The organism is Pseudoxanthomonas sp. Root630 (genome assembly GCF_001427585.1).
Classification (GTDB): Bacteria; Pseudomonadota; Gammaproteobacteria; order Xanthomonadales; family Xanthomonadaceae; genus Pseudoxanthomonas_A.
Map to the genome: position 1 here is coordinate 60,001 of NZ_LMGY01000012.1, position 26,294 is coordinate 86,294.

Below are 26,294 nucleotides of genomic sequence, written 5' to 3' on the forward strand. Positions count from 1 at the left end.
AAGTCACTGATACCACGCTTCCAGGAAAAGCTCCTAAGCTTCAGCTCACGCAGACCGTACCGTAAACCGACACAGGTGGGTAGGATGAGAATTCTCAGGCGCTTGAGAGAACTCGGGTGAAGGAACTAGGCAACATGGCACCGTAACTTCGGGAGAAGGTGCACCCCCTTTGGTGGCCCATGCGGGCTATAGCTGAGGGGGGTCGCAGAAACCAGGCCGCTGCGACTGTTTATCAAAAACACAGCACTCTGCAAACACGAAAGTGGACGTATAGGGTGTGACGCCTGCCCGGTGCTGGAAGGTTAATTGATGGGGTCAGCCGCAAGGCGAAGCTCTTGATCGAAGCCCCAGTAAACGGCGGCCGTAACTATAACGGTCCTAAGGTAGCGAAATTCCTTGTCGGGTAAGTTCCGACCTGCACGAATGGCGTAACGACAGCGGCGCTGTCTCCACCCGAGACTCAGTGAAATTGAAATCGCTGTGAAGATGCAGCGTTCCCGTGGCAAGACGGAAAGACCCCGTGAACCTTTACTATAGCTTTACATTGAACGTTGAGTTCGTCTGTGTAGGATAGGTGGGAGGCTATGAAACCGAGGCGCTAGCTTCGGTGGAGCCAACCTTGAAATACCACCCTGATGTGCTTGACGTTCTAACCTAGGTCCGTAATCCGGATCGGGGACCATGTATGGTGGGTAGTTTGACTGGGGCGGTCTCCTCCCAAAGAGTAACGGAGGAGCTCGAAGGTACGCTCAGCGCGGTCGGACATCGCGCACTGTGTGCAAAGGCATAAGCGTGCTTGACTGCGAGATCGACGGATCAAGCAGGTACGAAAGTAGGACTTAGTGATCCGGTGGTTCTGTATGGAAGGGCCATCGCTCAACGGATAAAAGGTACTCCGGGGATAACAGGCTGATACCGCCCAAGAGTTCATATCGACGGCGGTGTTTGGCACCTCGATGTCGGCTCATCACATCCTGGGGCTGTAGTCGGTCCCAAGGGTATGGCTGTTCGCCATTTAAAGTGGTACGCGAGCTGGGTTCAGAACGTCGTGAGACAGTTCGGTCCCTATCTGCCATGGGCGTTGGAAGTTTGAGAGGGGCTGCTCCTAGTACGAGAGGACCGGAGTGGACGAACCTCTGGTGTTCCGGTTGTCACGCCAGTGGCATTGCCGGGTAGCTATGTTCGGAAGCGATAACCGCTGAAAGCATCTAAGCGGGAAGCGCGCCTCAAGATGAGACTTCCCGGGGCACAAGCCCCCTAAAGGAACCATCAAGACTAGGTGGTTGATAGGTCAGGTGTGTAAGTGGGGCAACCCATTGAGCTAACTGATACTAATGATCCGTGCGGCTTGACCATATAACCTCAAGTGGCCTTGGACTCGACGATATCGTCAGAGAAAATCCAATGCCCGCTACGTCACAAGACCCTATGAGAGATTGGCGCCTTAATCCGTTCCTTGGATGGCGACGCTCCAACCCTCTCCCTGGTGAAATTAGCGCTGTGGTCCCACCCGTTCCCATCCCGAACACGGAAGTGAAACGCAGCCGCGCCGATGGTAGTGTGGCTTAAGCCATGCAAGAGTAGGTCATCGCCAGGGGCTTTACCCCAAAACCCCCAGCCACAAGGCTGGGGGTTTTTTCTTGCGTCGCTTTCGCCAACAATCGGCTTTCATCTCACGTCAGGGGCCGTGCATGAAGCAATCCTGGTTTATCGGCGCATTTCTCTTCGCCTTGGGGTCGGGCGCTTTCGGTGCGGAGCAGGTGTCGTCCCACGCACGCAAGGTGCACGAGGAGGCCCTCGTCCTGGATACGCACCTCGATACACCTGCCAATCTCGTGCGGCCCGGCTGGAACATCGCTGACGACCACGCGCACGAAGGCGATCTGTCGCAAGTCGACTTGCCGCGCATGAAGTCCGGCGGCTTGGATGGCGGTTTCTGGGTGATCTACACCGCACAGGGGGCGCGGGATGAAGCGGGCAAGCAGGCGGCGCGCAACCACGGCCTGGAGCGGCTGGTGGCCATCCGCGAGATGCTCGCCTCCCATCCCGATGCCATGGAGCTCGCATTGACGTCCGACGATGCGTTGCGCATCGCGAAGGCCGGCAAACGCGTGTCCTTCATCAGCATGGAGAACGCTGCGCCATTGGCGGCAGATCCCAGCTTGTTGGAGGTCTACCACCATCTCGGCCTGCGCATGCTGGGTATCACGCATGTGTTGAACAACGACTTTGGCGACTCGTCCACCGATGCGAAGGGGCCCGAATGGAACGGGCTCAGTCCCGCCGGCAGATCCCTCGTCGCGGACGCCAATCGCCTGGGCATCGTCCTCGACGCCTCGCACGCGAGCGACGCGGTGTTCGACCAGTTGCTCGAGGTGTCCCGCGCGCCGATCGTGCTGTCGCACACCAGTGCCGATGCGGTGTTCGATCATCCCCGCAACATCGACGACGACCGCATCCGGCGCCTCGCGGAGAAAGGCGGCGTCATCCATGTGAACGCATTCGGCGGTTACCTGGTCAGCATTCCCAAGGTGCCGGAGCGCGAGGCCGCGCTCGATGCGTTGTCGGACAAGTACGGGCCGGAGAGCAAGCTGTCCGTCAAGGCCGCGCCGGCGTACCTGGCCGAGCGTCGTGCGATAGAGGCGCGCTATCCGGTGAAGCGCGCAACGCTGGACGACTACATGGCGCACCTGCTGCACATCATCAAGGTGGCGGGCGTGGATCATGTCGGTGTTGGGGCGGACTGGGATGGCGGCGGTGGCGTGGAGGGATTGGAGGACGTCAGCGCGCTGCCGCTCGTCACGGCGCGTTTGCTCGCCGCAGGCTACGGTGAGGATGACGTCCGGAAGATATGGGGCGGGAACCTGTTGAGGGTGCTCCGCGAAGCCCAAGCGATTGCGGAGCCGCACGCGAAGCCTTGACCGCGTGTCGGCACCCTGAGGACGCGCCGATATCTGGCAGGACGCGCGTGCATTCGCTCGCGTAGAGAGGGTGCGCGCCTGTCGCTGGACCAGGAGGTTCTTCCATGGACGAATCGATCACGCCCCGCCGCTTCGCTGAAACCCTCGCGCACGATATCCCCAAGCATTGGTTGCCGGGCAACGAAGTGGTGTCCTCGCTGCTGAATGCCTACACCGTACTCGTGCCGGCGAACGAGGCGTTCTACATCCGCACCTTGAATGCGTGCCTGCCGCGCATCACGGATCCAGCGCTGCGCAAGCGATGCCACGCCTTCATCCGCCAGGAAGCCCAACATGGCGTGGCGCACAAGCGCTATTGGGGCAATCTGGATGCGCAGGGGTATTCGTACAGGGGTTTCGAGCGGCTCGTGGACCGCGCCATCTTCAAGACGATGGATCGCTGGGCGCCGCTGTGGCTGCGCGCGTCGCTGGTCAGCTGCGTCGAACACATCAATGCCTACCTGGGCTACGAGTTCCTGTCGCAGGCGATCCTCGACGGGGCAGATCCACGTGTTAGAAGCTTGATGGAATGGCATTTCGCAGAGGAGATCGAGCATCGCGCGGTCGCCTTCGATCTGTTGCAGGCGGTTTCTCCGGGCTATCCGGTGCGGCTCGCGGGTGCGGCGACGACGGCGACGCTCTTCTACCTGTTGATGACCGGACTGGCGGTGGCCCTGCTGGTCCAGGATGGCGTGCTCTGGCGCAAGGACACGTTCCGCCAGGCTGCTGCTCACTTGGGCTCGACCCATCACATGGCCCGTCGCACGATCGGCCACCTCTGGAACTACCTGCGTCCCGGCTTCCACCCGTCGCAACTGGGGGGAGATGGACTGGCCGCGGACGTTCTTGCGAGGCAGGCGGCGGCGCACCCTCCGATCGTTGTCGCCATGGCCGCCCAAGCTGAATGAACGCCTTCCATCCCCGCGTGGTCTCTGCCGCACCAGGACGTCGGGCCGGCCAACCCATTGAAAAACAATGGGAATGCTCGAGCGGTCCGGGCCCTGGGGATTGTTGCATGGGTGGGACAAAGGGAACTTCCCATGTGGTTAGCAGTCGAACCCCCCGACTGCTAACATCCTTGCCCATGAGCCAGATGACCCCCACTACCGCCCTGGTCCCCAACAACCTGCCGATCCCCAGCGCCCTGGGTTCGCTCGACGCCTACATCAGCGCCGTGCACCAGATCCCCGTGCTGTCGGTGGAAAACGAGCGCGAGCTCGCCAACCGCTATCGCGAGGACGAAGACCTCGACGCTGCGCGCGAACTGGTGCACTCGCACCTGCGCTTCGTCGTGCATGTCGCCCGTGGCTACAACGGTTACGGCCTGCCGCTGGGCGACCTGATCCAGGAAGGCAACATCGGCCTGATGAAGGCCGTGAAGCGCTTCGACCCCGATATGGGTGTCCGCCTGGTGAGCTTCGCCGTGCATTGGATCCGTGCCGAGATGCACGAGTTCATCCTGAAGAACTGGCGCATCGTGAAGGTCGCCACGACCAAGGCGCAGCGCAAGCTGTTCTTCAACCTGCGCAAGTCCAAGACCCGCCTGGGCTGGATGAACGCGGAAGAAGTCAGCGCCATCGCCAAGGACCTCAATGTGTCCGAGCGCGAAGTGCTCGAGATGGAAGCGCGCCTGTCGGGCCGTGACATCGGCTTCGATGCGCCGTCCGATGAGGATGACGATCACGCGCCGCCGTCGCCGGCCAGCTACCTGGTCGCCCGCGATGAGGATCCGTCGCAGGCCTACGAGCGTGCCGACAGCGAAGGCAACCAGCTGGAGCTGCTGCGTGAAGGCCTGGCGAATCTCGACAGCCGTTCGCGCGACATCATCAAGCGCCGCTGGCTGGATGGCGAAAGCAAGGTCACGCTGCAGGAACTCGCGGACGAGTACGGGATTTCCGCCGAGCGCGTGCGCCAGGTCGAGGCCAATGCGCTGAAGAAGATGAAGGCGTTGTTCGCCGCCTGACACGGCCATCGCGCTGCAACCACAAGAGGCCCCGCAAGGGGCCTCTTTGCGTTTTGGCGGATTCATCGGCTGGCGAAAGTGTGATCCACTACGCCGCAGTCCGTACCGGACGACGACATCACACTAGGAGCAGGGCATGCGTTGGGGGAAACAGGGGCGCTGGATCGTGGGATTGGCGTGGCTCATCGTGGGCACGTGCGCCATGGCCGCGAACGATGCATGGGCGCGGGGCGCCGATGGAGCGAAGGCGGCGGATGCGCAGGGCCGCATCACTTTCGGCATCGATCGTGAGGAATACGACGCGCAGGCCCGCGCGGCGATGCAGGTGGATCCGGTCGTGGCCAAGCATCTTGGCGCGATCCGCACCGTGACGCTGGACGAACCCGCGAGCATGGACGAACCAGGCCCCGACGTCCTGGTGTTCGACGTGGTGGGCAGCCGGGGCAAGGGGCGCGTCACTGCGCGCTTCATCACCGTCAGTCCGACCGAGGAAGTCCTGGGCCCCGGCACGCTGGTGATGGCGGACGGCACCACGCACCCCATCGACGGCAACGCCGATGCGCCCGCCGCGGAGCCGGGACACGACCACGCGCATGACGCTGAAGCGGCGCTTGCGGAAGGCAAGGACATCTTCACCCGCCAGGCACGCGAGGCCGCGCAGCGGTATCCGCTCGTGCAGCAGCACATCGGCCAGATCGCCACGTTCACGATGAACGAAGTGGGCACCGGTGCCGCAGCCGGCATGAACACCTTCGTGTTCGATCTCGTGGGCAGCAAAGGCCGCGGCACGCTGGAGGCCGATTTCATCACCGTCAGTGCCGACACCGAGCGGCTGGGCAAGGGCGTACTGACCCTGCAGGACGGCCGTCGCCTGCCATTCGAGGGCGAGCCGCGTGGCGCGGACGAGCCCGAGGAGGATGAAGATGCGACGTCGTTGTTCGGCGACATGCAGGACAACATCTTCACCCGCCAGGCACGTGCCGCGGCGCAGCGTTATCCGCTGGTGCAGCAGCACATCGGCACGTTGTCGTCGTTCGAGCTTGACCTGATGGCCAGTGGCGAGGCCGAGGGTGCGGAGGAATTCGTGTTCGCGCTCGCCGGCGACAAGGGGCGCGGCCGCTTGCTGGCCGAGTTCATCACCGTGGATGCGGACACCGAACGCCTGGGTAAAGGCGTGCTGACGCTGGCGGACGGTCGCGAGTTCCCGTTCGAAGGCGAGCCGCCGACGGCGGACGAACAGGCGTCGTCCCGCGCGGACACGGAACGTGGCGACATTCCCGATACGTTCGCCCGACAGGACGGGATCTTCGTCCTGCAGGCCAACGCCGCCATGCAGGCGCACCCCGTGGTGAAGCGCTACATCGGCGACATCCGCGAAGCGGCCTTCGACCGTGATGCCTCATGGGCAGCGGAAGGCGAGCGCTATATCTTCGACCTGAAAGGCAGCAAGGGCGCAGGCCGGCTGGAAGCCGAGTTCATCACCGTGGACGCGGACAGCGAGCGTATCGGTGAGGGCGAACTGGTGATGGCGGACGGCAAGCGCTACCCGCTGGGCGACAACTGACCGGCGCAAGATCCGGATAGCCGGATCGCGGGCGCGGCACGAACATGGCGTCACTTCCAGAGGAATGGCGCCATGTCGTTCGTGATTCGGGGCCTGTCGCCCGACCCTTTCCTGCCGCTGTTCGCACTCGACGATGCCGCGCTGGCGGCACGCAATATCCGTCGCGTCGTGGCGGATGCCGACCATGGGTTTCCCTGCCGCGTCACGCTGCAGGATGCGCGCCAGGGCGAAACCCTGTTGCTCCTTCCCCATCTGCACCATGACGTCGCCGGGCCGTATCGCGCCAGCGGTCCGATATTCGTCAGCGAAGCAGCCCTACAGGCTTCGCCGGTCGAGTTCCGCGACGCGTTGCCGCCTACGTTTCCGCGGCGCCTGTTGTCGCTACGCGCCTACGACGCAGAAGGCGCAATGCGCGATGCTGACGTGGTCGAAGGCATCGACGCGCTCCCCCACCTGCACCGCCTGCTCGGTCTGCCGGGCATCGCCTACCTGCACGTCCACAACGCGCGCCGCGGCTGTTATGCCTGCCGCGTCGATCCCGCCTGATCTTCGTCCTTGCCGAGGATGATCCGCGCACCGCGCTGGTAGCTCCAGTACGCCCAGAACCAGTTCAGCAGCACGACGAGCCGGTTGCGGAAGCCGATCAGGAAGAACACGTGCGCGGTGAGCCAGAACCACCACGCCAGCAGGCCGGAGAACTTCAGCCGTCCGAAGTCGACCACCGCGGCCATGCGTCCGATGGTGGCGAGGTTACCGAAGTCGCGGTACCGGAACGCACCGGGTGACGGGCGTCCCGCCAGTCGTGCGCGCAGCACCTTCGCCACGTGCCCACCCATCTGTTTCGCGGCGGGGGCGACACCCGGCACCGGACGACCGTCGGTGCTGAGGGAGGCCAGGTCGCCGGCCACGAAGATGTCCGGGTGGCCGGGCACGCTCAGGTCGGGCTGCACCGCCACGCGTCCGGCACGGTCCAGCGGCACGCCGAGCGAGCGCGCGAGCGGCGAAGCGGCGACACCGGCCGCCCAGACGACCGTCTTTGCCGGCACGAAGGTATCGCCGAGCCGGTAACCGTCGTCGTCGATGTGGCTCACCGGCGTTCCGGTCGCCACCTCAACGCCCAGCTTCACGAGTTGCCGGCGTGCCTGCTCCGACAAGGCCTCGGGAAACGAGGCCAGGACGCGCGGGCCGGCTTCGACCAGGCGCACGCGCGCCTGCGAGGGGTCGATGTGGCGGAACTCGTTCTTCAGCGTGTGCCGCGCGATCTCGGCCAGCGTCCCCGCCAGTTCGACGCCGGTCGGGCCACCGCCGACGATGGCGAAGCTCAGCCAGGCCGCGCGCTTCTGCGGGTCGCTTTCCGCTTCCGCGCGCTCGAAGGCGAGCAGCAGGTGGCGGCGCAGTTGGAGCGCGTCGTCGAGCGTCTTCAAGCCCGGTGCGTGCGCGGCCCATTCGTCGTGGCCGAAGTAAGCGTGCGTCGCGCCGGTGGCCAGCAGCAGGACGTCGAAGGCGAGGGCACTGCCATCGGCGAATACCACCCGCTTGTCCTGCGGCACGATCGATGCGACCTCGGCCAGCCGCACTTCGACATTCTGCTGCTTGCGCAGGATGTGCCGCAGCGGCGCGGCGATGTCGGGCGCGGACAGGCCCGCAGTCGCCACCTGGTACAGCAGCGGCTGGAAGAGATGGTGGTTGTGGCGGTCGATCAGGGTGATGCGGACCGGCGCGCCGGCCAGTGCGCGCGTGGCCCAGAGACCACCGAAGCCGCCGCCGACGATGACGACGTGGGGAAGTGCTGCCTGCATGCGCTGTTCTCCTGTCACCGCAGGCGATTGTCGCATGCCGTCAGTGCGCGTCGCGGTCGATCAGCGATGTACGTCGCGTGTCGGGCATCCACAGGTACACCAGCAGCGAGCACGCGATGCAGGCAGTGACGTACCAGTAGAAGCCGGTTTCCATGCCGGCCTTCTTGAACCACAGCGCCACCATGTCCGCGGTGCCGCCGAAGACCGCCACCGCGAGCGCATACGGCAGCCCCACGCCCAGCGCGCGGATCTCCACCGGGAACATTTCCGCCTTCACCACCGCATTGATCGCGGTATAACCGCTCAGGATCACCAGCGCCGCCATCACAAGCCAGAACGCATGACTGGCGCTCTGCACGTTCTGCAACTGGCTGAGGATCGGCACGGTGAACAGCGTGCCGAGCACGCCGAAGGCGATCAGGATGCGGCGCCGGCCGATGCGGTCGGACAGTGCGCCGACGACGGGTTGCAGCAGCATGTAGACGAACAGCGTGGACGCGTTGACCAGGCTCGCCGTCTCCGCCGCCATGCCGGCGCTGTTGACGAGGAATTTGTGCACGTAGGTCGTGTACGTATAGAACGCCAGCGTGCCGCCCATCGTCAGGCCGACCACGGCCAGCACCGCGCGCGGATGCTGCATCAATGCGCGCAGCGTGCCCTGCGACTGTTGGTGCGTGGCGCTCGCGTCGGATTCGCTGCGGGCGAACGATTCGGTTTCCACCATGTTCCGGCGCAGCCACAGCGCGATCAGCGCGGCCAGCGCGCCGATCGCGAACGGAATGCGCCAGCCCCAGTCGCGCAATTGTTCATCGGTCAGGAAGACGCGCTGCAGCGCGATCAGTACGCCGAGCGCGATCAGGTGGCCCATCACCAGGGTGACGTACTGGAAGCTCGACCAGAATCCCCGGTGCTCACGCGTGGCCATTTCGCTGAGGTAGGTCGCCGATGCGCCGTACTCGCCGCCGACACTGAGCCCTTGCAGCAGACGGGCCAGCACCAGCAACACCGGCGCAGCGACGCCGATGCTGGCGTACCCTGGCGTGCAGGCGATGATCAGCGAGCCGCCACACATCATCACCACCGACAGCATCAGTGCGCGCCGACGGCCATGGCGATCCGCATAGCGGCCGAGCAGCCAACCGCCGAGCGGCCGCATCAGGAAGCCGACCGCGAAGATCGCCGCGGTCTTCAGCAGTTGGCTGGTGCGATCACCGCCGGGAAAGAACACATCGGCGAAGTACAGCGAGAACGCGGCGTAGACATACCAGTCGTACCACTCCACCAGGTTGCCGACCGAGCCGCTGAAGATGCTGCGCAGGCGGCGGGCGGGCGTCATCGCATCGGGCGGTGTGTGGGTCATCAGTAGAGGTCCACGGGGTCCACGTCGAGCGACCAGCGCGTGCGGCGTGCTTCAGGCAACGCGTGGATCTGCGGAAGCGCGAGGTCGAGCGTGCGATGCAGCGTGCGGCGTTCGGGCGACGACAGCAGCAGCTGCACGCGGTGCAGGCCCGCGCGGCGTGGCATCGGCGCCAGCAGCGGGCCGTGCAGTTCGAGGGTGGCGTCGTGCGCGCGCAGCGCCTGCTTGGCCGCCTGCAGGAACTGCTGCGCCGCATCGACGTGCTGGGCTTCGGCACGCAGCAGCGCGAGGTGCGCGAACGGCGGGAAGCCCGCCATGCGCCGCTGTTCCAGTTCGGCGTCGGCGAAGGCGTGGTAGCCGCCGTTGATGAGCGTATCCAGCAGCGGATGGTCGGGGTGGTGCGTCTGCAGCCACACATCGCCGCGCTTGCCGGCGCGCCCGGCACGCCCGGCCACCTGAATGAGCTGCTGCGCGAGCTTCTCGGTCGCGCGGAAATCGGTGGAGAACAGACCTTCGTCCACGCCCACCACGGCGACGCGGGTGAGATGCGGCAGGTCGTGGCCCTTGGCGAGGATCTGCGTGCCGACCAGGATGCCCGGGGCCTCGCCCAGCTTCGCCAACTGCTGCGCCAGGCCGTCGCGTTTCTGCGTGGTGCTGCGGTCCACCCGCAGCACCGGCACGTCCTGGAAGGTCTCGGTGAGCAGTTCCTCGAGTCGCTCGGTGCCGATGCCCTGCGGCTGCAATGCAAGGCCACCGCAATCCGGGCAGGCCAGCGGCGCAGGCTGGCGCGCGCCGCAGTGATGGCACTGCAGCCGCTTGCCGGCGCCATGCACGGTCATGGACGCATCGCAGCGCTTGCAGTGCGCGCTCCAGCCGCAGTCGTGGCAGAGCAGCACGGGCGCGTAGCCACGCCGGTTCTTGAACACCAGCGCCTGGCCGCCGGCATCGACGGCCTGGCGCAGTGCCTGCAGCGTCTCCGTCAACAAGCCTGCCTGCTGCGGTCGCTTGCGCATGTCCAGCACGCGCACGCTGGGCGGTTGCGCTTCGCCGGCGCGACGCGACAGGCGCAGGTGCGTGTAGCGGCCACTGCGTGCGTTGTGCAGGGTTTCCAGCGACGGCGTCGCGCTGCCCAGCACCACCGGCACGTCGAGGGCCTTGCCGCGCACCAGCGCGAAATCGCGCGCGTGGTAGCGGATGCCGTCCTGTTGCTTGTAACTGCCGTCGTGCTCCTCATCGACGACGATCACCCCGGCGTCGGGCAGCGGCGTGAACACCGCCGAGCGCGTGCCGACCACCACCCGCGCCTCGCCGCGCAGGCAGGCGGCCCAGGTGCGGGCGCGTTCGCCGTCGTTGAGCCCCGAGTGCAGTGCATGCACCGGCACGCCCAGGCGGTCGCGGAAGCGCGACAGGGTCTGCGGTGTCAGGCCGATCTCCGGCACCAGGACCAGGGCCTGCCGCCCGCGTGCCAGGCAGTCGGCGATGGCTTGCAGGTAAACCTCGGTCTTGCCGCTGCCGGTCACGCCGTCCAGCAACAGCGCGCCGAAGCCGCGGGTGGCGACGATGGCATCGACGGCGACGCGTTGCTGTTCGTTGAGGGGGGGGGCTGCGCGGGGCACGGGCGTCGGTGCGGACACCGGCACGGCCACGCGTTCGGCCAGTCCCCGCTTGGCCAACCCGCGTGCGGTCGCACGGCCTTCGTCCAGATGCAGGTCCAGCACGTCCTCGTCCAGCGGCGCCACGGCCAGCAGGTCCGCCAGCCGCCGGGGCCGGCTGCCGGCGCGCAGCCGGTCGAGCTGGGTGCGCCCGGCCTCGGTGAGCTGCCAGTGCCAGGCATGGGTGTCCGGAAGGGGTTCGCCCTGGCGGAGGGCGGTGGGTAGCGCCGTGGCGAAGACCTCGCCCAGCGGGGCATGGGTGTAGCGGGCCAGCCAGTGCAGGGATTCCATCAGTTCTCCCTGTACGAGCGGCGCTTCGTCCAGCACGGCCAGGGCCTCGCGCAGCTCGGGCACGTCCTCGGTGCGGGCTTCGACCGACGCGACCACCCCCACCAGTTCGCGGCTTCCGAACGGCACGCGGACCCGCTTGCCGACGTCGGCGGAGGTGGCCGTATGGCCACGGGGCGGCAGGTAGTCGAACGCCTGCGGCAAGGGCACAGGCAGCGCGATCCGCAGGGCGGGAGAGGGTGGCATCGCGCGCAGTTTATCGGTCCGCCCGGGCGAGGTCAGGTGTTGTGCAGTTGCACTGCTCTCCTGTCAATTTCTTGACGAAAATCACGCAAGTGCCCATGCCATAAAGGGAAATGGGTTTATCCACATCTGCTGTGGATAAATCTGTGCATGGCGCTGATGCTTCACGGCGCGATGACGTCCCCGCAAGCGTTCCAGTCAGGTTGGCGAAAAAAGCGCCACCCTGAATATTCTTTTAAATATCAATGATTTGGGCGTGAAACGCGGCTGAAACATAGTGCTCTGCACCGTGCTCGCCGGGGCACGTGACGGTTTGGTGACCGCTGTGCACAACGCATTTTCGTGGAAACCCTTGTGCCGCCGGGGAGAGCAGGTTCCGGCGCGCTGTCAAGCGTCCATACGGGCCCGCAGGCTGTCTATGATCAGGCTGTCGAACCCCGGTTTCCGCATGACCCCGAACCCGCTGCCAGAACCCCCACCCGCCGCCCTGGCTGCCTTCCTGCGTGGCTGCGAACGGCGGGGTGCGGTCTTCGCCGCGCTCCAGTGCGGCGACGCCGAGCGCGGCGATGTGGCGCTGGCGGCGGCGCTACGGGCGTTCCGGGCCCATGCGGCCGAGTTGCCGATGGCCGCGTGGCCGGCGCGGTTCTGGAGCCTGCTGGTGGCGGCTCCGCCGCTACGGTCCGAATCACCCGTCGCGCAACGCGCACCTTCGATGCGGGCACTTGCCGATATCGCCGCGCCAGACCGGGCCGCGCTGCTGTTGCGGCTGGCAGGCGGATTGCAGGAAGAAGAGGCCGCCGGCGTGCTGGGCCAGTCCGCCGACGACTACCGGGCCGCGCTGGCGCGCGCCTGCCCCAGGGACGCCGCCGGGCGGCCGGACGCCGACGCCTGGCGCCAGCTGGCCGAGGCGGTCCAGACGCACCTGCGTGACCTGCCCCCCGAGCGGTTGGCCCGCTTGGCCCGCCTGCGCGAGGAGGCGCTGGCGGGCACGCGGATCCCACCCGCTGGCGTTTCCACCGCGCCTGCTCTTACTGCATCACCCGCCAGGACGCCGCGCCGGTGGCCGTGGGTCGTGCTGGTCCTGGCGCTGATGGCCGCCGCGCTTGGCGCGACCTGGTGGCCTGGTGCGCCGTGGGCGGCGCTGCTGCAGCCGGCGCCGAAGCCTGCGTCGGATGCAGTGACCCTCACCGATCCCGACATCCGGCAGGAAGCTTTGCCGCCGGCCGAACCGCCCGCCGCGCGCTTCGATGCGGAGGAGGCAGCGCGCACCGATCGCGATGCGCCGATGCGCGCGGATCCCGAGGTGGCCACCCTGGTGCCGGACGCGGATTTCCTCGCGTGGTACGTCGTGCAGCGCGCAGCCACGGCGGCGGCGGCCGTCGCCCCTGAGCCAGCGTCGCCACGCGCGCCGCCCGACGAGGGCGCGGAGGCGGCCCCCGCGCCGACTGTCGTGGCGCCGGAACCGCTGCACCCGAGGGATGCGCTCACCCGGCAGCGCGCCGACTATGCGGCGTGGCAGGCGTTGGGCGAAGTGGATCGCGCGCGCCTGCGCGCCGCGGCGCGGGACCTCGCGGCGCAGCCCGTGGAGACGCAGCAGGCACTGCGCACGCGCTTCGCCGCACTCGATGCCATGGAGCATCGCGGCTGGCGCCTGGGTCCCGCGTTGGGCGCGGTCTGGCCGCGCCTGCAGCCGATGTTCGCCTACGTGCCGGCGCGTGAGCGCGAACCGCTGCTGGCGTTGCTCCGCCAGCTGGATGCCGCAGCGTTGGACGACCTGGCCGCGCTGTCGCAGCGCGTTCCGCCGCCTGAGCGCGACCGCTTCCGCCACGAACTGATCCGCGTGCCCGCAGGCGAACGCGCAGCGTGGCTGCACGCGCGGCGCGAACGCTGAGGCGTCAGCCGTTGACCCAGGTGGTCAGCGCCAGGAACACGATCGCCATCACCAGCATCATGAAGTAGAGCGTGCCCAGCACGCAGAACTTGATCGCGGTGAAGATCCAGTGCTGGCGATACACGCGTTGCTGCATCCAGAACAGATAGACCGGCATCCAGAAGAACAGCAGCATCTGCACCAGGCCCAGCGGCAGCCGCCCCCACCAGGCCGACGCCGGCAGCAGGCCGCTGACGGCCGAACAGACGCAGATCGCCAGCACGCACAGGCACAGGTAGGCGTGGCTGTAGAGCGCCACCACCAGGTGCTCCAGATACACGCGCCGGGTTTCCAGATAGAAGATCTTCAACAGCAGCGCGAACAGCGGCACCAGCACGAACAGCGCCGACGGCACCGAGCCGATCAGCACGTTCTTGAAGTGTTCCGGATCCTGCTGGATGCGCGGGATGTTCTGTTCGCCGCGCGCCAGCTTCTTGTTGAGCCAGGCGTTGGCGAAGTCGGGCAGCCAGCCTACCTTGACCGGATTCGTCTTCGCATCGAAGGGCTTGTCGCCGATGGTGATCATCGAGCTGGTCGGCGCGTCGGGTAGTGGCTGGCCTTCCGGAAAGCGATCGGGCCTGGCCAGTGCGGGATGGTCGGGTTGCAGTGCCGCGATGCGTTCGCGCGCACGCCGCTGCGTGGAGAAGATGTTCTTCTCGATGCGCTCGCGCATGAACCCCAGCCCGGCCGGCATGCTGGCGCGTACCGACGCCAGGTCCTCCACCGTCTTGTCGCGCAGTTCCACCACCTCGTCGACGGTCTTCAGTGGCGCGAAATCGACGCCGCCCGCATCCGGGTCGGCCATCAGGTTGGGGCGAGTGCCGTCGGTCCCCGCGGCGACCGGCGGCGGCGTGGGCATCGACACTTCGCCCAGGTGCACGGTGAACTTCGCGACGAAGAACGTCAGCACGCTGATGATGACGAACAGGCGCAGCGGCGCCACGAATGGCGCGCGGTGGCCGGCCAGGTAGGCGTTGGCCAGCTTGCCCGGCGACAGCAGCGTGCGCAGCGTGCGGAAGATGCGCCCATCCAGGTGCCAGAACGACTCGAACACATCTTCGATCGCGTGCCCGAAGCTGCTCAGCGGGTTGTGCGCGTTCTGCCCCGCACTGGTGGCAGAAGCCACCCTGCAGCGGCGTCTTGCAGTTCTGGCACGCAGGGGCGTGCACGGCGTCGGCTTCGTGCGATGAAGTCATGGGGCGTTCGGACGGTGCGGGTGGCGAGCGGGTAAGATACCGGCCTCCCGTGACCCGGTGCCAGCGCGCAACCGCGCGACCGTAGTCCGGCGGTTGCCCCTCATGTCCGTGTCCCTCTCCCCGACCCCGCGCTTCGGCCAGGAAGTGCGTGCGACGGCCTCCCTCGCCCTGCCGCTGGTGCTGGGCCATGTCTCCACCGGCCTGATCGGCTTCGTCGACAACGTCATCGCCGGCCACCACGCCACCCAGACACTGGCGGCGGTCACCGTGGGCACGGCCTTGCTGTGGCTGCCGATGATGGTGCCGATCGGTACGCTGATCTCGCTGACGGCGTCGGTTTCGCAGCTGGACGGCGCGAACCGGCGCAGCGAGATCGCCCCGCTGTTCCGCCAGGCGTTGTGGCTCTCGCTGGGCCTGGGCCTGCTGATGTTCGCTTTCCTCAGCGTGGCGCCCTACGCGCTGGCGGCGTTCGGCATCGCGCCCGACATCATTCCCGGCGCGACCGCCTTCCTGCACGGGATCCGCTGGGGCGTGCCGGCGCTGACGTTCTACTTCTGCATGCGCTATCTCAGCGAGGGCACGCACTGGACGCTGCCCACGATGATCCTGGGCTTCGGCGGTCTGCTGGTGCTCGCGCCGATGGGCTACGTGCTGACCTTCGGCAAGCTGGGTTTCCCGGAAATGGGCGCGGGCGGGCTGGGCATCGCCTCGGCGCTGACGATGTGGCTGCAGGCCATCGCCTTCGCGGTGTACCTGTCGCGATCCAGGCGTTTCGCCGACCTGCACCTGTTCGCGCATTTCGATCCGCCGCGCCGCGAACCGATCCTGCAACTGTTGCGCACGGGCCTGCCGATCGGCATCACCGTGCTGATGGAGGGCAGCCTCTTCATCGTCACCGCGCTGCTGATCGCGCGGCTCGGCGCCACGCCGGCGGCCGCCCACCAGATCGCCATCAACGTCTCGGCGCTGTGCTTCATGGTGCCGATGGGCGTGGCCGAGGCCACCACGGTGCGCGTCGGCCACGCGGTGGGCTCGGGCGATGCGCCGGGCATCCGCCGTGCCGCGCACGCGGGTTACGTCATCGTGCTGGCCACGCAGGCGATGTCGGCGCTGTTCCTGCTGCTGGGCCACGACCTGGTGGTGGCGTTGTACACCGACGACCTGGCCGTGGCCGCACTCGCGGGCACGCTGCTGCTGTTCGCGGCGGCCTTCCAGTTCCCGGATGGCATCCAGGTGCTGTCGGCCGGCGCGCTGCGCGGGTTGAAGGACACCCGCGTGCCCATGTGGCTGGCCGTCGTCTCTTACTGGGGCCTGGGCATGCCGCTGGGCGCCGGGCTGGGCCTGGGCCTGGGCTGGGGCCCGCAGGGCATGTGGGCGGGCCTGATCGTGGGCCTGACCGCCGCGGCTGTCCTGCTGGGCTGGCGTTTCGAGCGCAGCAGCCGGCGCCATGTGGCCGGCGCGCAGGCCCCCTCGCCAGCGTCACGGTGACCAACGGGGCATGAAAGCCCCGCGGGCACACGCTACAGTGGCGCCAGTTTCCCGGAGTCTTCCATGAACCAAGTCGCACCTGCACCTCGCCGCAGCCCGGTCGCCACGTTCTTCGTGGGGCTGTGGGACGTGATGAACTTCACCCGCAAGCTGGTCCTCAACCTGATCTTCTTCGGGTTGCTGTTCCTGATCTTCATCTTCTTCATCATCGCCGCCGGCAGTGGCGGGGTGAAGCCGCTGATGGAGCGCACCACCTTCGTGCTTGCGCCGGAAGGCCGCCTGGTGGAGCAGTTCACCGCCGATCCCGCCACGCGCGCGCTGGCCAAGGCGCTGGGCGACAAGAGTGGCGAGGAAGTGCAGTTGCGCGACCTGGTGCGCGCCATCGAAGCCGCGCAGAAAGACGAGAAGATCGAACGCATGCTGCTGCGCGTGGACCAGCTTCAGCCCACCGGCTATGCCTCGCTGCGCGAGGTCGCCGCGGCGCTCGCGAAGTTCCGCGCCTCGGGCAAGCAGATCGTCGCCTTCGGCGAGAACCTCAGCCAGACGCAGTACCTGCTGGCCGCGCAGGCCAACGAGGTCTACATCGATCCGATGGGCAGCCTGGTGCTCGAGGGACTGGGCCGCTACCGCCAGTACTACCGCCAGGGCCTGCAGGACAAGCTCGGCGTGGACGTGCACCTGTTCAAGGTGGGCGAGTACAAGTCGGCTGCCGAACCCTACGTGCTCGACGCCGCGTCGAAGGAAGCCAAGGAAGCCGATCTGTACTGGATGAACGATGTCTGGCAGCGCCTGCTCGCCGACATCGCCAAGGTGCGCAAGACCACGCCTGAGGCGCTGGCTGCCGGCGTCGATACCCTGCCGGAAGGCGTCGCCGCCGCCGGTGGCGACCTGGCCAAGTACGCATTGCAGCAGAAGCTCGTCGATGGCCTGAAGACCCAGGAGGAAGTCGAGAACCTGCTGATCGAGCGCGGTGTCGCCGACGAGGATTCGGACACCGGCTTCCGCGCCATCGGCCTGGCCGGTTACCTGGCCCAGATCGATGCCAAGAAGAACCCGCTCGACAGCCGTCCGCAGGTCGCCGTGGTCGTGGCCGAGGGCGAGATCACCGACGGTGAACAGCCGGCCGGTCGTGTCGGTGGCGTGTCCACCTCCGCGCTGTTGCGCGAGGCGCGCGACGACGAGGACGTGAAGGCCGTGGTGCTGCGCGTGGATTCGCCCGGTGGCGGCGTGTTCGCTTCCGAGCAGATCCGCCGTGAAGTGGCCGAACTGAAGAAGGCCGGCAAGCCGGTGGTCGTCTCGATGGGCGACCTCGCCGCGTCGGGTGGCTACTGGATCAGCATGAATGCCGACCGCATCTATGCCGATCCGTCGACGATCACGGGCTCGATCGGCATCTTCGGCATGATTCCCACGGTGCCGCGCGCGCTGGAGAAGATCGGCGTGCACACCGATGGCGTGGGCACCACCCGCTTCGCCGGTGCGTTCGACATCACCCGCCCGCTGGACCCGGCCGTCGGCCAGGTGATCCAGTCGGTCATCGACAAGGGCTATGCGGACTTCACCGGCAAGGTCGCCGATGCGCGCAAGCAGTCCGTCGAGGACATCGATGCCGTGGCGCGTGGTCGCGTGTGGAGCGGTGCGCAGGCGAAGGAGCGCGCGCTGGTCGACGAACTGGGCGGCATGGAGGCCGCGTTGGCCGATGCGGCCAAGCGCGCCAAGCTGGGCGATGCCGATGCCTACCGCGTGCGCTACATCGAAAAGGCCGCGTCGCCGTTCTCGCAGTTCATGTCGGGCCTGGCCGGTACGCGCCTGGGCGCGGCGTGGCTGAAGGATTCCGACTTCGCACGCGCGCTGCTGGCCCGCAGCCTGCCGGAGATGGAAGCGCAGCTGCGCTTCGTCGACGAAGCCGTGAACGACCGCAACGGCGCGCCGGTGAAGACGCTGGCCTACTGCTTCTGCGGTTTCTGACGTCCACCGACATCGCGTGATCCAGCGGGCCGCCCGGGCAACCGGGCGGCCCGTTTCGTTTGCGCCGCGCGATGGCCGACTGCCGTGCAATCCGCGTTGTATGCGGCATCGACGAAAGCATGGGGTGTCAGATGAAGCGCAGGGTAGGGGTGGCGGTGGCAATGAGCGCGTTGGCATGCGGCGGTAGTGCCAGGGCGGTGGAGGCCGTCCTGCCCGACCTGCCTTCGTGCATGCGCGCGCCGGCACCCGATGATGCCGGCGTGGTCGCGACCCCCGGTGGCTTCATGCTGGTGCATCCGCGTAATGCGGATCTGCCGGACGACTACACCGGCTGCAAGACACTGTGGGTGATGGACGTCGATCCCGTGCCGTGGCGCTGGGCGACGCTGTGGTTCCGGGACGGGCGACTACAGCGTGTGGTGAGTACCTTGAAAGACGCGCCTGCGCCGCGCATCTGCGACATGCCGGGCGTCGTGCTGCCGGCCGGCTACGCGCCTGCACCTGCTTGCGAAGGCCTGGACGATCATCCCTGGGTATCGCTTCGCCTGCCGAGCTGGCCGCGCGTGTGTGCCAACGATACGCCGCCCGCCGTGTGCGATAAGGAGCCGGAATGAAGTGGACGATGCGGACGAGCATCGCGTTGCTGCTGGTGTTCGCGTGCGGCATCGCTGAGGCGCGCCCCGTGGATGCCGATGCGGACTTCAGCGCTTTCCTGTCGCGCTGGCGAGAGGCCATCGTCGCGAACGACGCCGAGGCGGTCGCGGGGATGACGCAGGTGCCGTTCCTGTTCGAAGGCGAACCACGCGATCGCGCCGATGTGGCGCGCACGGTGGTGCCAGCGTTGCTGACGTCCGACGTCCGTCGTTGCCTGCACACGGCGCCGCCGCTGCGCGAAGACGACCGCTACGTGCTGTCGTGCGTGCCGTACCTGTTCTACCTCGGTCGCATCGACGGGCAGTGGCGCTGGGTGGAGTTCGCCGCCGACGGCGAAGGCTGATCCTCAGGGCGCGCTGGCGTCGCCGGTGGCGTCGGCTTCGGCGGCGTTCGTGCGATCGGCCGCCGCCTGCACCTGGGCTTCCACGGCCTCGGCCTTCTGGATCGGCGCCTGCACCGCATCGCGCAGTTCGGTGCCGTTGGGCGTCGTCGATGCCGTGGCCTGCGGTTCCGGTGGCTCGTCGGTGGGCGGCGGCTCCGGTGCGCGGCAGGCCGCGGCCGACAGGACGAGCGAGGCGAGCAGGGCGAAGCGGATCCCGGGCATGACGACGATCCTCATGTGACGTGGCGCTATGCTACGCCCAACGACGGAGGAGGCGCACGTGGCGGCAAACCGGTGGCGACTGGAAGGACAACTGGCGCTCGTGACCGGGGCCAGTGCGGGCATCGGGCTGGCGATCACGCGCGAGCTGTTGGGGTTCGGCGCCGACGTGCTGATGGTCGCGCGCGATGCCGACGCACTGCAGGACGCGCGCCAGGACCTCGCCGAAGAATTCCCCGAGCGCGAGATCAGCGTGCTGGCGGCCGACGTCGCCGACGACGAGGACCGCCGCGCCATCCTCGACTGGGCCGAAGACCATGCCGATGGCCTGAACATCCTGGTCAACAACGCCGGCGGCAACGTCACCCGTGCCGCGGTGGACTACACCGAGGACGAGTGGCGCGGCATCTTCGAAACCAACCTCTTCTCCGCTTTCGAACTGTCGCGCTACGCGCACCCGCTGCTTACGCGGCATGCGGCGTCCTGCATCGTCAACGTCGGCAGCGTGTCGGGCTTTACCGCGGTGCGCAGTGGAGCGCCGTATGGCATGACCAAGGCCGCGTTGCACCAGCTGACCCGCAACCTGGCCGCCGAATGGGCCGAAGACGGTGTGCGCGTGAACGCGGTGGCGCCCTGGTACATCCGCACGCGCCGCACCTCGGGTCCGCTGTCGGACCCGGATTACTACGACGAAGTGGTCGCACGTACGCCGATGCGCCGTATCGGCGAGCCCGAGGAAGTCGCCGCCGCCGTTGGCTTCCTGTGCCTGCCGGCCTCCAGCTACATCACCGGCGAGTGCATCGCGGTGGATGGCGGGTTCCTGCGGTACGGGTTCTGAATTGATGTTCGTTTGATCCAGGTGAGGCATCGTGCGCTCCTCGTGGAAAGGAGGGCGCGGACATGCAGCGATGGATCAAGCGGATCGCGACGGTGGGCGGCGTGTTGGCCCTGGTGGTGGGCATCGGTGCGTTCGCCTACGTGCACACGCTGGACCTGGACGGCCAGCCACCGGCGGATGCGCGCAGCACGGTGGCCGACCTGGATTTCATGCGCGATGCGGCATTGCCTCCGCGAGGGCGGATCCTCGCCGTGGTCACCAGCACGTCGCATTTTCCCGGTGGCGAAAAGAAGGCCGGCTTCGAACTGACCGAGCTGGCGCGTGCGTACTACGTGTTCCGGGCCAATGGCTATGACGTGGACATCGCCAGTCCCCGCGGCGGTCCGCCCCCGATGCGCGTGGACGACGAGGACATGGTCGCCGCCGACCATGCCTTCCTCAACGATGCCGAGGCACGGAAGAACCTCGACGCCAGCCTGCCGCTGCGGGAAGTCGATCCTGCGCGGTATGCCGCGGTGTACTTCGTCGGCGGCAAGGGCACGATGTTCGATTTCCCGGACAACGTCGATATCCAGCGATTGGTGCGCGAGGTGTACCAGGCCGGCGGCGTGGTCGGTGCGGTCTGCCACGGGCCGGCCGCGCTGCTGGAGGTGACGCTGGATGACGGCAGCCCGCTGCTGCGCGGGCGCCGGGTCGCCGGCTTCAGCAACGACGAGGAACTGTTCCTGATCGAGGACGCTCGCACGCGCTTTCCGTATCTGCTGCAGGATCGCCTGGTGGAGAAGGGCGCGCGCTACGTGGAAGGTCCGATGTACCTGGACAACACGGTGATCGACGGCCGCATCGTCACCGGGCAGAACCCGTGGTCGACCTGGTCGACTGCGGACGCCATGGTGCGTGCGCTGGGTCATGAACCTGCAGCGCGAGCGCCGGGGCGCGATGAGCAGGCGGTGAAGATCCTGGCGGCCTATCACCGCGACGGCATCGATGCCGCACGCCGGGTGCGGAAGGCCCATCCGGAGGCGGACAAGCATCTGCTGTTGATGCACGCGCTGGTGGCGGGCATGCAGGGGCGCCTGGGTGAAGCATGGCACCTGCAGGCGCTGGCGCGAGGCGGATGACGGGCGCTAGTTCCCGCAGTCGCTTTCCGTAAGGATGCGCGCGACGCGTTCGTACTCGGCGCGATTCTTCTCGGCGTTCTCCCGTCGCGCGAAGCGGTAGGCGACTTCGGTCTCGTCGCGGCGCTTCTTCCAGGCGCCGCAGAGGCCGCCATCCGGCACACGTGCGCAGGTGTCGCGCACCATTTCGCAGGCCTGGCCTGCGCCGGCTTGCGGATTGCCATCCAGGCCGGTCGTGCGCAACGCCACGCAGCGCGAGGCGGGCTGGCTGTCTTCGGTGAGGTAGGTGTCCTTGTCGTACGTGCTGCACTGGAACAGCGCCGGCGGCGGCAGGCGCGGCGCATCCGCCGCACGCGCCGGCAAGGCATCGGCAGCGGGTGCGGCCTCCGGCTTCTTCGCGGACGAGGATGCGGCCGGCGTCTGCGCCGCTGCGCCGCCCGGCGCCATCGGTACCGTATTGACGCCCTGCATGGTGCGCTGTTCCTGCTTCATGCCTTTCGGGCAGGGCGCGTTCTGCAGCGTCAGTGCGCCGCTGGCGTCGGTGCAGCGGTAGATGACGACCTCGGCGGCCTGCGTGGCCGGCAGTGCGAGGGCGCAGCAGGCCGCCAGCAACAGGCGGTGGGCGACGGAACGTGCGGTACGGCTCATGGATTCCTGCAATCGTTGGCGATGCGCGCGTCGATGTCGCGCTGCTCCAAGTCTAGCGTGCGACGTTCGCTCGCCATCGCGCTGCCGTAACGGCGGAGGATTTCGTAGCGCCGGTCGGACAGGCGTGCGCAGACCTCGGCTTGCGGCAGTGCATGGCAGGTGTCGCGGATCCAGACGCCGCCCGGTGCGTATCCCGCGCCGCCATGGCCCCGGCGCGGAGGTCGGGGCGGTCTGGGATCGCCGCTCTGGAACGAGAGCGTGCCATTGCCGATCGAGACGTTGCCCGAGACGCTGGCCGAGCTTGTGGCGTCGTTGCGCGGCAATACCGGATTGCCGGTCGACCAGTACGGCACCCAGCGCAGATTCCCTTCGCCGTTGTCGCTGGTGTAGGTCTCGCCGTCGGGCGTCACGCATTCATACATCGGGCGTGGCGGGGACACGTAAACCACCTGGACGGTGGTGTTCGATACCGGCGTGGCGGACACGGGAGGCGTAGCGGCCGGGCGTGCGGCAGGTGCGGGGTCGCGCGGGCGCTGCATGGTACGGACGTCCTGCTTTTCGCCCTTCAGGCAGGGGGAATCCCGCAGTGTCAGCGCCCCGCTGGTGTTGGTGCAGCGATAGATCGTGACCTCCGCAGGGGCGGCCGGCTTCGTCGCCTGCGCCTGCGCGAAGGACGGCGTCGCTATCAGGAAAACCGGCAGCAGGAGCAGGGCAAGGCGCGGCATGCCGCCATGGTGCGCGCAGGTGAAGGGGATGGAAAGCCGGGCGCCGTCGAGGGCGCCGCGTCATTCACGCAGCGCTTGGCCGGTCAGTGCGTCGCGGATCGCGGTGGGGCGGGCCAGGCCGCCCGTCTGTCCGGGCACGGCGGCGTCCACGCGTGCGAGCAGCGCCGGATCCAGGGCGTCGTATTCACTGACGGCAGGCTGGCCGCTCAGGTTGGCGCTGGTGGAGACCAGCGCGCCGCCATAGGCCTGGCACAGGCCCACGACCGTGGGGTGGTCGCTGACGCGCACGGCGATGCCGCGGTGCTGGCCGGTGATCCAGCGCGGCGCCTGCGCGGTGGCGGGCATCACCCAGGTGTGCGGGCCAGGCCAACTCGACAGCACTTCGGTGAGGCGGCCGGTGGGCACGGCGGCGACATCGATCAGCGGCTTGAGCTGTTCCAGCGTGGCGGCGATCAGGATCAGGCCTTTTTCCACCGGGCGCTGCTTGATCGCGAGCAGCCGGTGCACGGCGCCCTCATCGAACGGATCGCAACCGAGACCCCACACGGCCTCGGTGGGATAGGCCACGATGCCGCCGCTGCGGATCACTTCCGCGGCTTCCTCGATGGTCCTTTCGATGGGCATGGCGAGCGTCGCGTGGGGTCAGAACGGTGCGTCGTCCCCGGCAGCGGCCTTGGCGACGCGCTTCTTCGCCACTTTCTTGGTCGCTGCCTTCTTCGTCGCGGTCTTCTTGGTGGCCTTCTTCGCCGCCTTCTTCGCAGGCGCTTTCTTGGCTGCCGTCTTCTTCGGTGCCGCTTCCTTCTTGGTCGCTTCCTTCTTCGCCGCCACCTTCTTGGCGGCGGCCTTCTTGGCACCGAAGCCACGCCGCGCGGGCTTGCCGGTTTCCTCCAGCAGCTTCTGCACGTCTTCCAGCGTCAGCGACGCGGGCTCACGGTCCTTCGGGATCTTGCCGTTGAGCTTGCCATCGCTGATGTACGGGCCGAAGCGACCGTTCAACACCTGGATGTCGCTGCCGTCGAATTGCTTGATGATGCGGTTGCGCGCGATTTCTTCCTTCTCTTCGATCAGGAACACCGCGCGCGCCAGGTCGATCGTGTACGGGTCGTCTTCCTTCTTCAGCGAGGCATAGGTGCTGCCGCGCTTGGCGAACGGACCGAACCGGCCGATGCCGACGCTGACTTCCTCGTCCTTGTCCTGGCCCAGCTTGCGCGGCAGCTTGAACAGCTCCAGCGCATCTTCCAGGGTGATGGTGTGCATCGACTGGCCGGGGCGCAGCGAGGCGAACTCCAGCTTCTCGTCGGTGTCCTTGTCGCCGATCTGCGCGTACGGCCCGTAGCGGCCCAGGCGCACGCTGACCGGCTTGCCGGACTTGGGATCGGTGCCCAGCTCGCGCGCGCCGGTGGCTTCGCTGCGGTCGACGGTCTCGGCCTTTTCTTCGACCAGCTCCTTGAACGGGCCCCAGAACTTCTCCATCAACGGCACCCACTCCTCCTCGCCGCGGGAGACGGCATCGAGCTCATCCTCCAGCTTGGCGGTGAAGTCGTAGTCCACGTACTGGGTGAAGTGGCCGGACAGGAACTTGCTGACCGCGCGGCCCACGTCGCTGGGCTTGAAGGCACGGCCTTCCATTTCCACGTACTTGCGGAAGATCAGCGTCTGGATGATCGAGGCATAGGTCGACGGACGGCCGATGCCGTACTCCTCGAGCGCCTTGACCAGCGCGGCTTCGGTGAAGCGCGGCGGCGGCTGGGTGAAGTGCTGGTCGGCGTGGATGCGGTCCAGCGGCACCGTGTCGCCCGGCTTCATCGCCGGCAGCTTGCGGCCTTCGTCTTCGTCCTCGGCGTTCTTCTGGTCCTTGCCTTCTTCGTACACGGCCAGGAAGCCCGGATCGATCACGGTGGTGCCGCTGGCGCGGAAGCTGTGCTGGCTGCCGGCGGCCAAGTCGACGCTGACGGTGTTCAACGTGGCCGGCACCATCTGGCAGGCGACGGCGCGCTTCCAGATCAGGTCGTAGAGCTTGCGCTCGTCGTCGCTCAGGTAGCGCGCCATCTGCGCGGGCGTGCGCAGCGCGCTGGTCGGGCGTACGGCCTCGTGGGCTTCCTGCGCGTTCTTCGCCTTGGTCTGGTAGACGTTCGGCTTGTCCGGCAACGCCTGGGTGCCGAAGTCGCGCGCGATGACGTCGCGGATATCGGTCAGCGCCTCGGCCGACAGGCTCACCGAGTCGGTACGCATGTAGCTGATCAGGCCGACGGTGCCTTCCTCGTCGCCGATGTTCACGCCCTCGTACAGCTTCTGCGCGACCTGCATGGTCTTGCGCGTGGTGAAGCCGAGCTTGCGCGAGGCTTCCTGCTGCAGCGTGGACGTGGTGAACGGCGGTGCAGGGCGACGCTTGCGCTCCTTGCTGGCCACGTCGGTGACGTGCAGCGAACCCTGCGCGGCCTGCTGGATGCGCAGGCGTGCGGCTTCGGCGGTGTCGCCGTCGGTGACGGTGAACTGTTCGAACTTCTGGCCGTCCAGCTTCGTCAGCTTGGCGGTGAAGGCCTGGCGCGGGTGCATGCACTCGGCCTCGATGCTCCAGTACTCGCGCGCGACGAAGGCTTCGATCTCCTCCTCGCGCTCGACGATCATGCGTAGCGCCGGCGACTGCACGCGGCCGGCGGACAGGCCGCGCTGCACCTTGCGCCACAGGACGGGCGACAGGTTGAAGCCGACCAGGTAGTCGAGTGCGCGGCGCGCCTGCTGGGCATCGACCAGGTCGCTGGCGATCTGGCGCGGCTGGTTCATCGCCTCCTTGATCGCGCGCGGCGTGATTTCGGTGAACACCACGCGGTGCAGCGGCTTGTCCTTCAGCAAGCCGCGTTCTTTCAGGATCTCGGCGATGTGCCAGCTGATGGCCTCGCCTTCGCGGTCCGGGTCGGTCGCCAGGAAGATGTCGTCGGCGCTCTTGGCGGCCTTGGCGATGGCATCGACGTGCTTCTCGTTCTTGTCGATCAGGTCGTACCGCATCGCGAACCCGTTGTCCGGATCGACCGCACCTTCCTTCGGCACCAGGTCCCGGACATGGCCATAGGACGCGAGGACGGTGAAGTCCTTGCCGAGGTATTTGTTGATCGTCTTGGCCTTGGCGGGCGACTCGACGATGAGCAGGTGCTTGGGCATGTCAGGGATTCAGGGGATTCGAGGGGCCGTCCGGGGCCGGCTAGGGTGGCCCAAACGTGGGCGCCAGAGAAGCGGACGCCCGGGGCGGGGGCCCCGGGCGTTCATGTTTCCTTTTTATAGTGGAATCACGCCCGGGGCCGGCG

At 67.3% G+C, this 26,294-nt stretch carries 21 protein-coding genes and 2 rRNA genes (1 of these 23 running past the window's edge); 14 read left to right on the plus strand and 9 right to left on the minus strand.

Features of this window, described 5'->3' with window-relative positions:
* The 7 genes from ASD72_RS06495 to ASD72_RS06525 all read left to right on the plus strand — a co-directional run.
* Positions 1-1,356 (plus strand): 23S ribosomal RNA (locus tag ASD72_RS06495); it begins 1,523 nt to the left of the window's first position.
* A gap of 126 nt (positions 1,357-1,482) precedes the next feature.
* Positions 1,483-1,597: ribosomal RNA gene (gene rrf / locus ASD72_RS06500) — 5S ribosomal RNA — on the plus strand.
* A 94-nt stretch (positions 1,598-1,691) separates the two neighbouring features.
* On the plus strand, positions 1,692-2,921 hold the full coding sequence (locus tag ASD72_RS06505; RefSeq protein WP_056879128.1) for a dipeptidase: 1,230 nt from the start codon (positions 1,692-1,694) through the stop codon (positions 2,919-2,921).
* A 104-nt stretch (positions 2,922-3,025) separates the two neighbouring features.
* Positions 3,026-3,868 carry a metal-dependent hydrolase gene (locus ASD72_RS06510; protein ID WP_056879129.1) on the plus strand — a complete coding sequence of 281 codons (843 nt, stop codon included), beginning with the start codon at positions 3,026-3,028 and terminating at the stop codon, positions 3,866-3,868.
* Positions 3,869-4,044: 176 nt separating this feature from the next.
* Positions 4,045-4,923 (plus strand): RNA polymerase sigma factor RpoH, encoded by an 879-nt coding sequence (gene rpoH / locus ASD72_RS06515; protein ID WP_056879130.1) that lies wholly within the window; start codon positions 4,045-4,047, stop codon positions 4,921-4,923.
* A gap of 136 nt (positions 4,924-5,059) precedes the next feature.
* Positions 5,060-6,487, plus strand: coding sequence for a hypothetical protein (locus tag ASD72_RS06520; RefSeq protein WP_155944509.1), 1,428 nt, complete (start codon positions 5,060-5,062; stop codon positions 6,485-6,487).
* A 72-nt stretch (positions 6,488-6,559) separates the two neighbouring features.
* Positions 6,560-7,033 carry a DUF1203 domain-containing protein gene (locus tag ASD72_RS06525; protein ID WP_056879132.1) on the plus strand — a complete coding sequence of 158 codons (474 nt, stop codon included), beginning with the start codon at positions 6,560-6,562 and terminating at the stop codon, positions 7,031-7,033.
* Here ASD72_RS06525 and ASD72_RS06530 read toward each other — a convergent pair.
* The 3 genes from ASD72_RS06530 to ASD72_RS06540 are packed head-to-tail and all read right to left on the minus strand — an operon-like array spanning position 7,006 to position 11,829.
* Positions 7,006-8,286 carry an NAD(P)/FAD-dependent oxidoreductase gene (locus ASD72_RS06530; RefSeq protein WP_056879133.1) on the minus strand — a complete coding sequence of 427 codons (1,281 nt, stop codon included), beginning with the start codon at positions 8,284-8,286 and terminating at the stop codon, positions 7,006-7,008. The two genes, ASD72_RS06525 and ASD72_RS06530, sit on opposite strands and share 28 nt — an antisense overlap.
* 40 nt (positions 8,287-8,326) lie before the next feature.
* Positions 8,327-9,646 (minus strand): MFS transporter, encoded by a 1,320-nt coding sequence (locus ASD72_RS06535; protein ID WP_056879134.1) that lies wholly within the window; start codon positions 9,644-9,646, stop codon positions 8,327-8,329.
* Positions 9,646-11,829, minus strand: coding sequence for a primosomal protein N' (locus ASD72_RS06540; RefSeq protein ID WP_056879135.1), 2,184 nt, complete (start codon positions 11,827-11,829; stop codon positions 9,646-9,648). The genes ASD72_RS06535 and ASD72_RS06540 overlap by 1 nt, the downstream gene beginning before the upstream one ends.
* A 445-nt stretch (positions 11,830-12,274) precedes the next feature.
* On the opposite strand from ASD72_RS06540, the gene ASD72_RS06545 reads away from it, so the two are divergent.
* On the plus strand, positions 12,275-13,717 hold the full coding sequence (locus ASD72_RS06545; protein WP_056879136.1) for a hypothetical protein: 1,443 nt from the start codon (positions 12,275-12,277) through the stop codon (positions 13,715-13,717).
* Positions 13,718-13,721: 4 nt separating this feature from the next.
* Here ASD72_RS06545 and ASD72_RS06550 read toward each other — a convergent pair whose 3' ends face one another.
* Complete coding sequence (locus ASD72_RS06550) at positions 13,722-14,882, minus strand: DUF3667 domain-containing protein (protein WP_056879137.1); 1,161 nt, start codon at positions 14,880-14,882, stop codon at positions 13,722-13,724.
* Between the two features lie 172 nt (positions 14,883-15,054).
* On the opposite strand from ASD72_RS06550, the gene ASD72_RS06555 reads away from it, so the two are divergent.
* The 4 genes from ASD72_RS06555 (at position 15,055) to ASD72_RS06570 (ending at position 19,405) form a co-directional block, all read left to right on the plus strand.
* Complete coding sequence (locus ASD72_RS06555) at positions 15,055-16,440, plus strand: MATE family efflux transporter (RefSeq protein ID WP_056879138.1); 1,386 nt, start codon at positions 15,055-15,057, stop codon at positions 16,438-16,440.
* A gap of 63 nt (positions 16,441-16,503) precedes the next feature.
* Positions 16,504-18,408, plus strand: a complete 1,905-nt coding sequence (gene sppA, locus ASD72_RS06560; RefSeq protein WP_056879139.1) for a signal peptide peptidase SppA — start codon at positions 16,504-16,506, stop codon at positions 18,406-18,408.
* Between the two features lie 161 nt (positions 18,409-18,569).
* Positions 18,570-19,022, plus strand: a complete 453-nt coding sequence (locus ASD72_RS06565; RefSeq protein WP_155944510.1) for a hypothetical protein — start codon at positions 18,570-18,572, stop codon at positions 19,020-19,022.
* Complete coding sequence (locus ASD72_RS06570) at positions 19,019-19,405, plus strand: hypothetical protein (protein WP_056879141.1); 387 nt, start codon at positions 19,019-19,021, stop codon at positions 19,403-19,405. The genes ASD72_RS06565 and ASD72_RS06570 overlap by 4 nt, the downstream gene beginning before the upstream one ends.
* A gap of 3 nt (positions 19,406-19,408) precedes the next feature.
* Here ASD72_RS06570 and ASD72_RS06575 read toward each other — a convergent pair whose 3' ends face one another.
* Positions 19,409-19,666: a hypothetical protein gene (locus ASD72_RS06575; protein WP_056879142.1), complete on the minus strand. Its 258-nt coding sequence runs from the start codon at positions 19,664-19,666 to the stop codon at positions 19,409-19,411.
* Between the two features lie 58 nt (positions 19,667-19,724).
* On the opposite strand from ASD72_RS06575, the gene ASD72_RS06580 reads away from it, so the two are divergent.
* Complete coding sequence (locus ASD72_RS06580; RefSeq protein WP_155944511.1) at positions 19,725-20,501, plus strand: SDR family oxidoreductase; 777 nt, start codon at positions 19,725-19,727, stop codon at positions 20,499-20,501.
* A 62-nt stretch (positions 20,502-20,563) separates the two neighbouring features.
* The gene (locus ASD72_RS06585; RefSeq protein ID WP_056879144.1) at positions 20,564-21,622 is read left to right on the plus strand and encodes a type 1 glutamine amidotransferase domain-containing protein; all 1,059 of its coding nucleotides are present in this window, start codon (positions 20,564-20,566) and stop codon (positions 21,620-21,622) included.
* A gap of 6 nt (positions 21,623-21,628) precedes the next feature.
* Here the strand turns inward: ASD72_RS06585 and ASD72_RS06590 are convergent, their stop codons facing one another.
* From ASD72_RS06590 to ASD72_RS06605, 4 genes are read right to left on the minus strand one after another with little or no spacing between them, the layout of a single operon-like run.
* Positions 21,629-22,267: a DUF4124 domain-containing protein gene (locus tag ASD72_RS06590; protein WP_056879145.1), complete on the minus strand. Its 639-nt coding sequence runs from the start codon at positions 22,265-22,267 to the stop codon at positions 21,629-21,631.
* Entirely contained in the window at positions 22,264-22,992 is a 729-nt protein-coding gene (locus ASD72_RS06595; protein WP_056879146.1) for a hypothetical protein, read from the minus strand. The genes ASD72_RS06590 and ASD72_RS06595 overlap by 4 nt, the downstream gene beginning before the upstream one ends.
* 60 nt (positions 22,993-23,052) lie before the next feature.
* Positions 23,053-23,616: an L-threonylcarbamoyladenylate synthase gene (locus ASD72_RS06600; protein WP_056879147.1), complete on the minus strand. Its 564-nt coding sequence runs from the start codon at positions 23,614-23,616 to the stop codon at positions 23,053-23,055.
* 18 nt (positions 23,617-23,634) lie between these two features.
* A complete protein-coding gene (locus tag ASD72_RS06605) occupies positions 23,635-26,151 on the minus strand; it encodes a DNA topoisomerase I (RefSeq protein ID WP_056879148.1) in 2,517 nt (838 codons plus the stop codon).
* Positions 26,152-26,294: the final 143 nt, after the last annotated feature.

Coding starts and splice junctions, on each gene's coding strand:
- ASD72_RS06520 (WP_155944509.1), top strand. CDS start 5,060: ATGCGTTGGGGGAAACAGGGGCGCTGGATCGTGGGATTGGCGTGGCTC.
- ASD72_RS06505 (WP_056879128.1), top strand. CDS start 1,692: ATGAAGCAATCCTGGTTTATCGGCGCATTTCTCTTCGCCTTGGGGTCG.
- sppA (WP_056879139.1), top strand. CDS start 16,504: ATGAACCAAGTCGCACCTGCACCTCGCCGCAGCCCGGTCGCCACGTTC.
- ASD72_RS06525 (WP_056879132.1), top strand. CDS start 6,560: ATGTCGTTCGTGATTCGGGGCCTGTCGCCCGACCCTTTCCTGCCGCTG.
- ASD72_RS06545 (WP_056879136.1), top strand. CDS start 12,275: ATGACCCCGAACCCGCTGCCAGAACCCCCACCCGCCGCCCTGGCTGCC.
- ASD72_RS06595 (WP_056879146.1), bottom strand. CDS start 22,992: ATGCCGCGCCTTGCCCTGCTCCTGCTGCCGGTTTTCCTGATAGCGACG.
- ASD72_RS06590 (WP_056879145.1), bottom strand. CDS start 22,267: ATGAGCCGTACCGCACGTTCCGTCGCCCACCGCCTGTTGCTGGCGGCC.
- ASD72_RS06570 (WP_056879141.1), top strand. CDS start 19,019: ATGAAGTGGACGATGCGGACGAGCATCGCGTTGCTGCTGGTGTTCGCG.
- ASD72_RS06605 (WP_056879148.1), bottom strand. CDS start 26,151: ATGCCCAAGCACCTGCTCATCGTCGAGTCGCCCGCCAAGGCCAAGACG.
- ASD72_RS06540 (WP_056879135.1), bottom strand. CDS start 11,829: ATGCCACCCTCTCCCGCCCTGCGGATCGCGCTGCCTGTGCCCTTGCCG.
- ASD72_RS06600 (WP_056879147.1), bottom strand. CDS start 23,616: ATGCCCATCGAAAGGACCATCGAGGAAGCCGCGGAAGTGATCCGCAGC.
- ASD72_RS06565 (WP_155944510.1), top strand. CDS start 18,570: ATGAGCGCGTTGGCATGCGGCGGTAGTGCCAGGGCGGTGGAGGCCGTC.
- ASD72_RS06575 (WP_056879142.1), bottom strand. CDS start 19,666: ATGCCCGGGATCCGCTTCGCCCTGCTCGCCTCGCTCGTCCTGTCGGCC.
- ASD72_RS06585 (WP_056879144.1), top strand. CDS start 20,564: ATGCAGCGATGGATCAAGCGGATCGCGACGGTGGGCGGCGTGTTGGCC.
- ASD72_RS06530 (WP_056879133.1), bottom strand. CDS start 8,286: ATGCAGGCAGCACTTCCCCACGTCGTCATCGTCGGCGGCGGCTTCGGT.
- ASD72_RS06535 (WP_056879134.1), bottom strand. CDS start 9,646: ATGACCCACACACCGCCCGATGCGATGACGCCCGCCCGCCGCCTGCGC.
- rpoH (WP_056879130.1), top strand. CDS start 4,045: ATGAGCCAGATGACCCCCACTACCGCCCTGGTCCCCAACAACCTGCCG.
- ASD72_RS06555 (WP_056879138.1), top strand. CDS start 15,055: ATGTCCGTGTCCCTCTCCCCGACCCCGCGCTTCGGCCAGGAAGTGCGT.
- ASD72_RS06510 (WP_056879129.1), top strand. CDS start 3,026: ATGGACGAATCGATCACGCCCCGCCGCTTCGCTGAAACCCTCGCGCAC.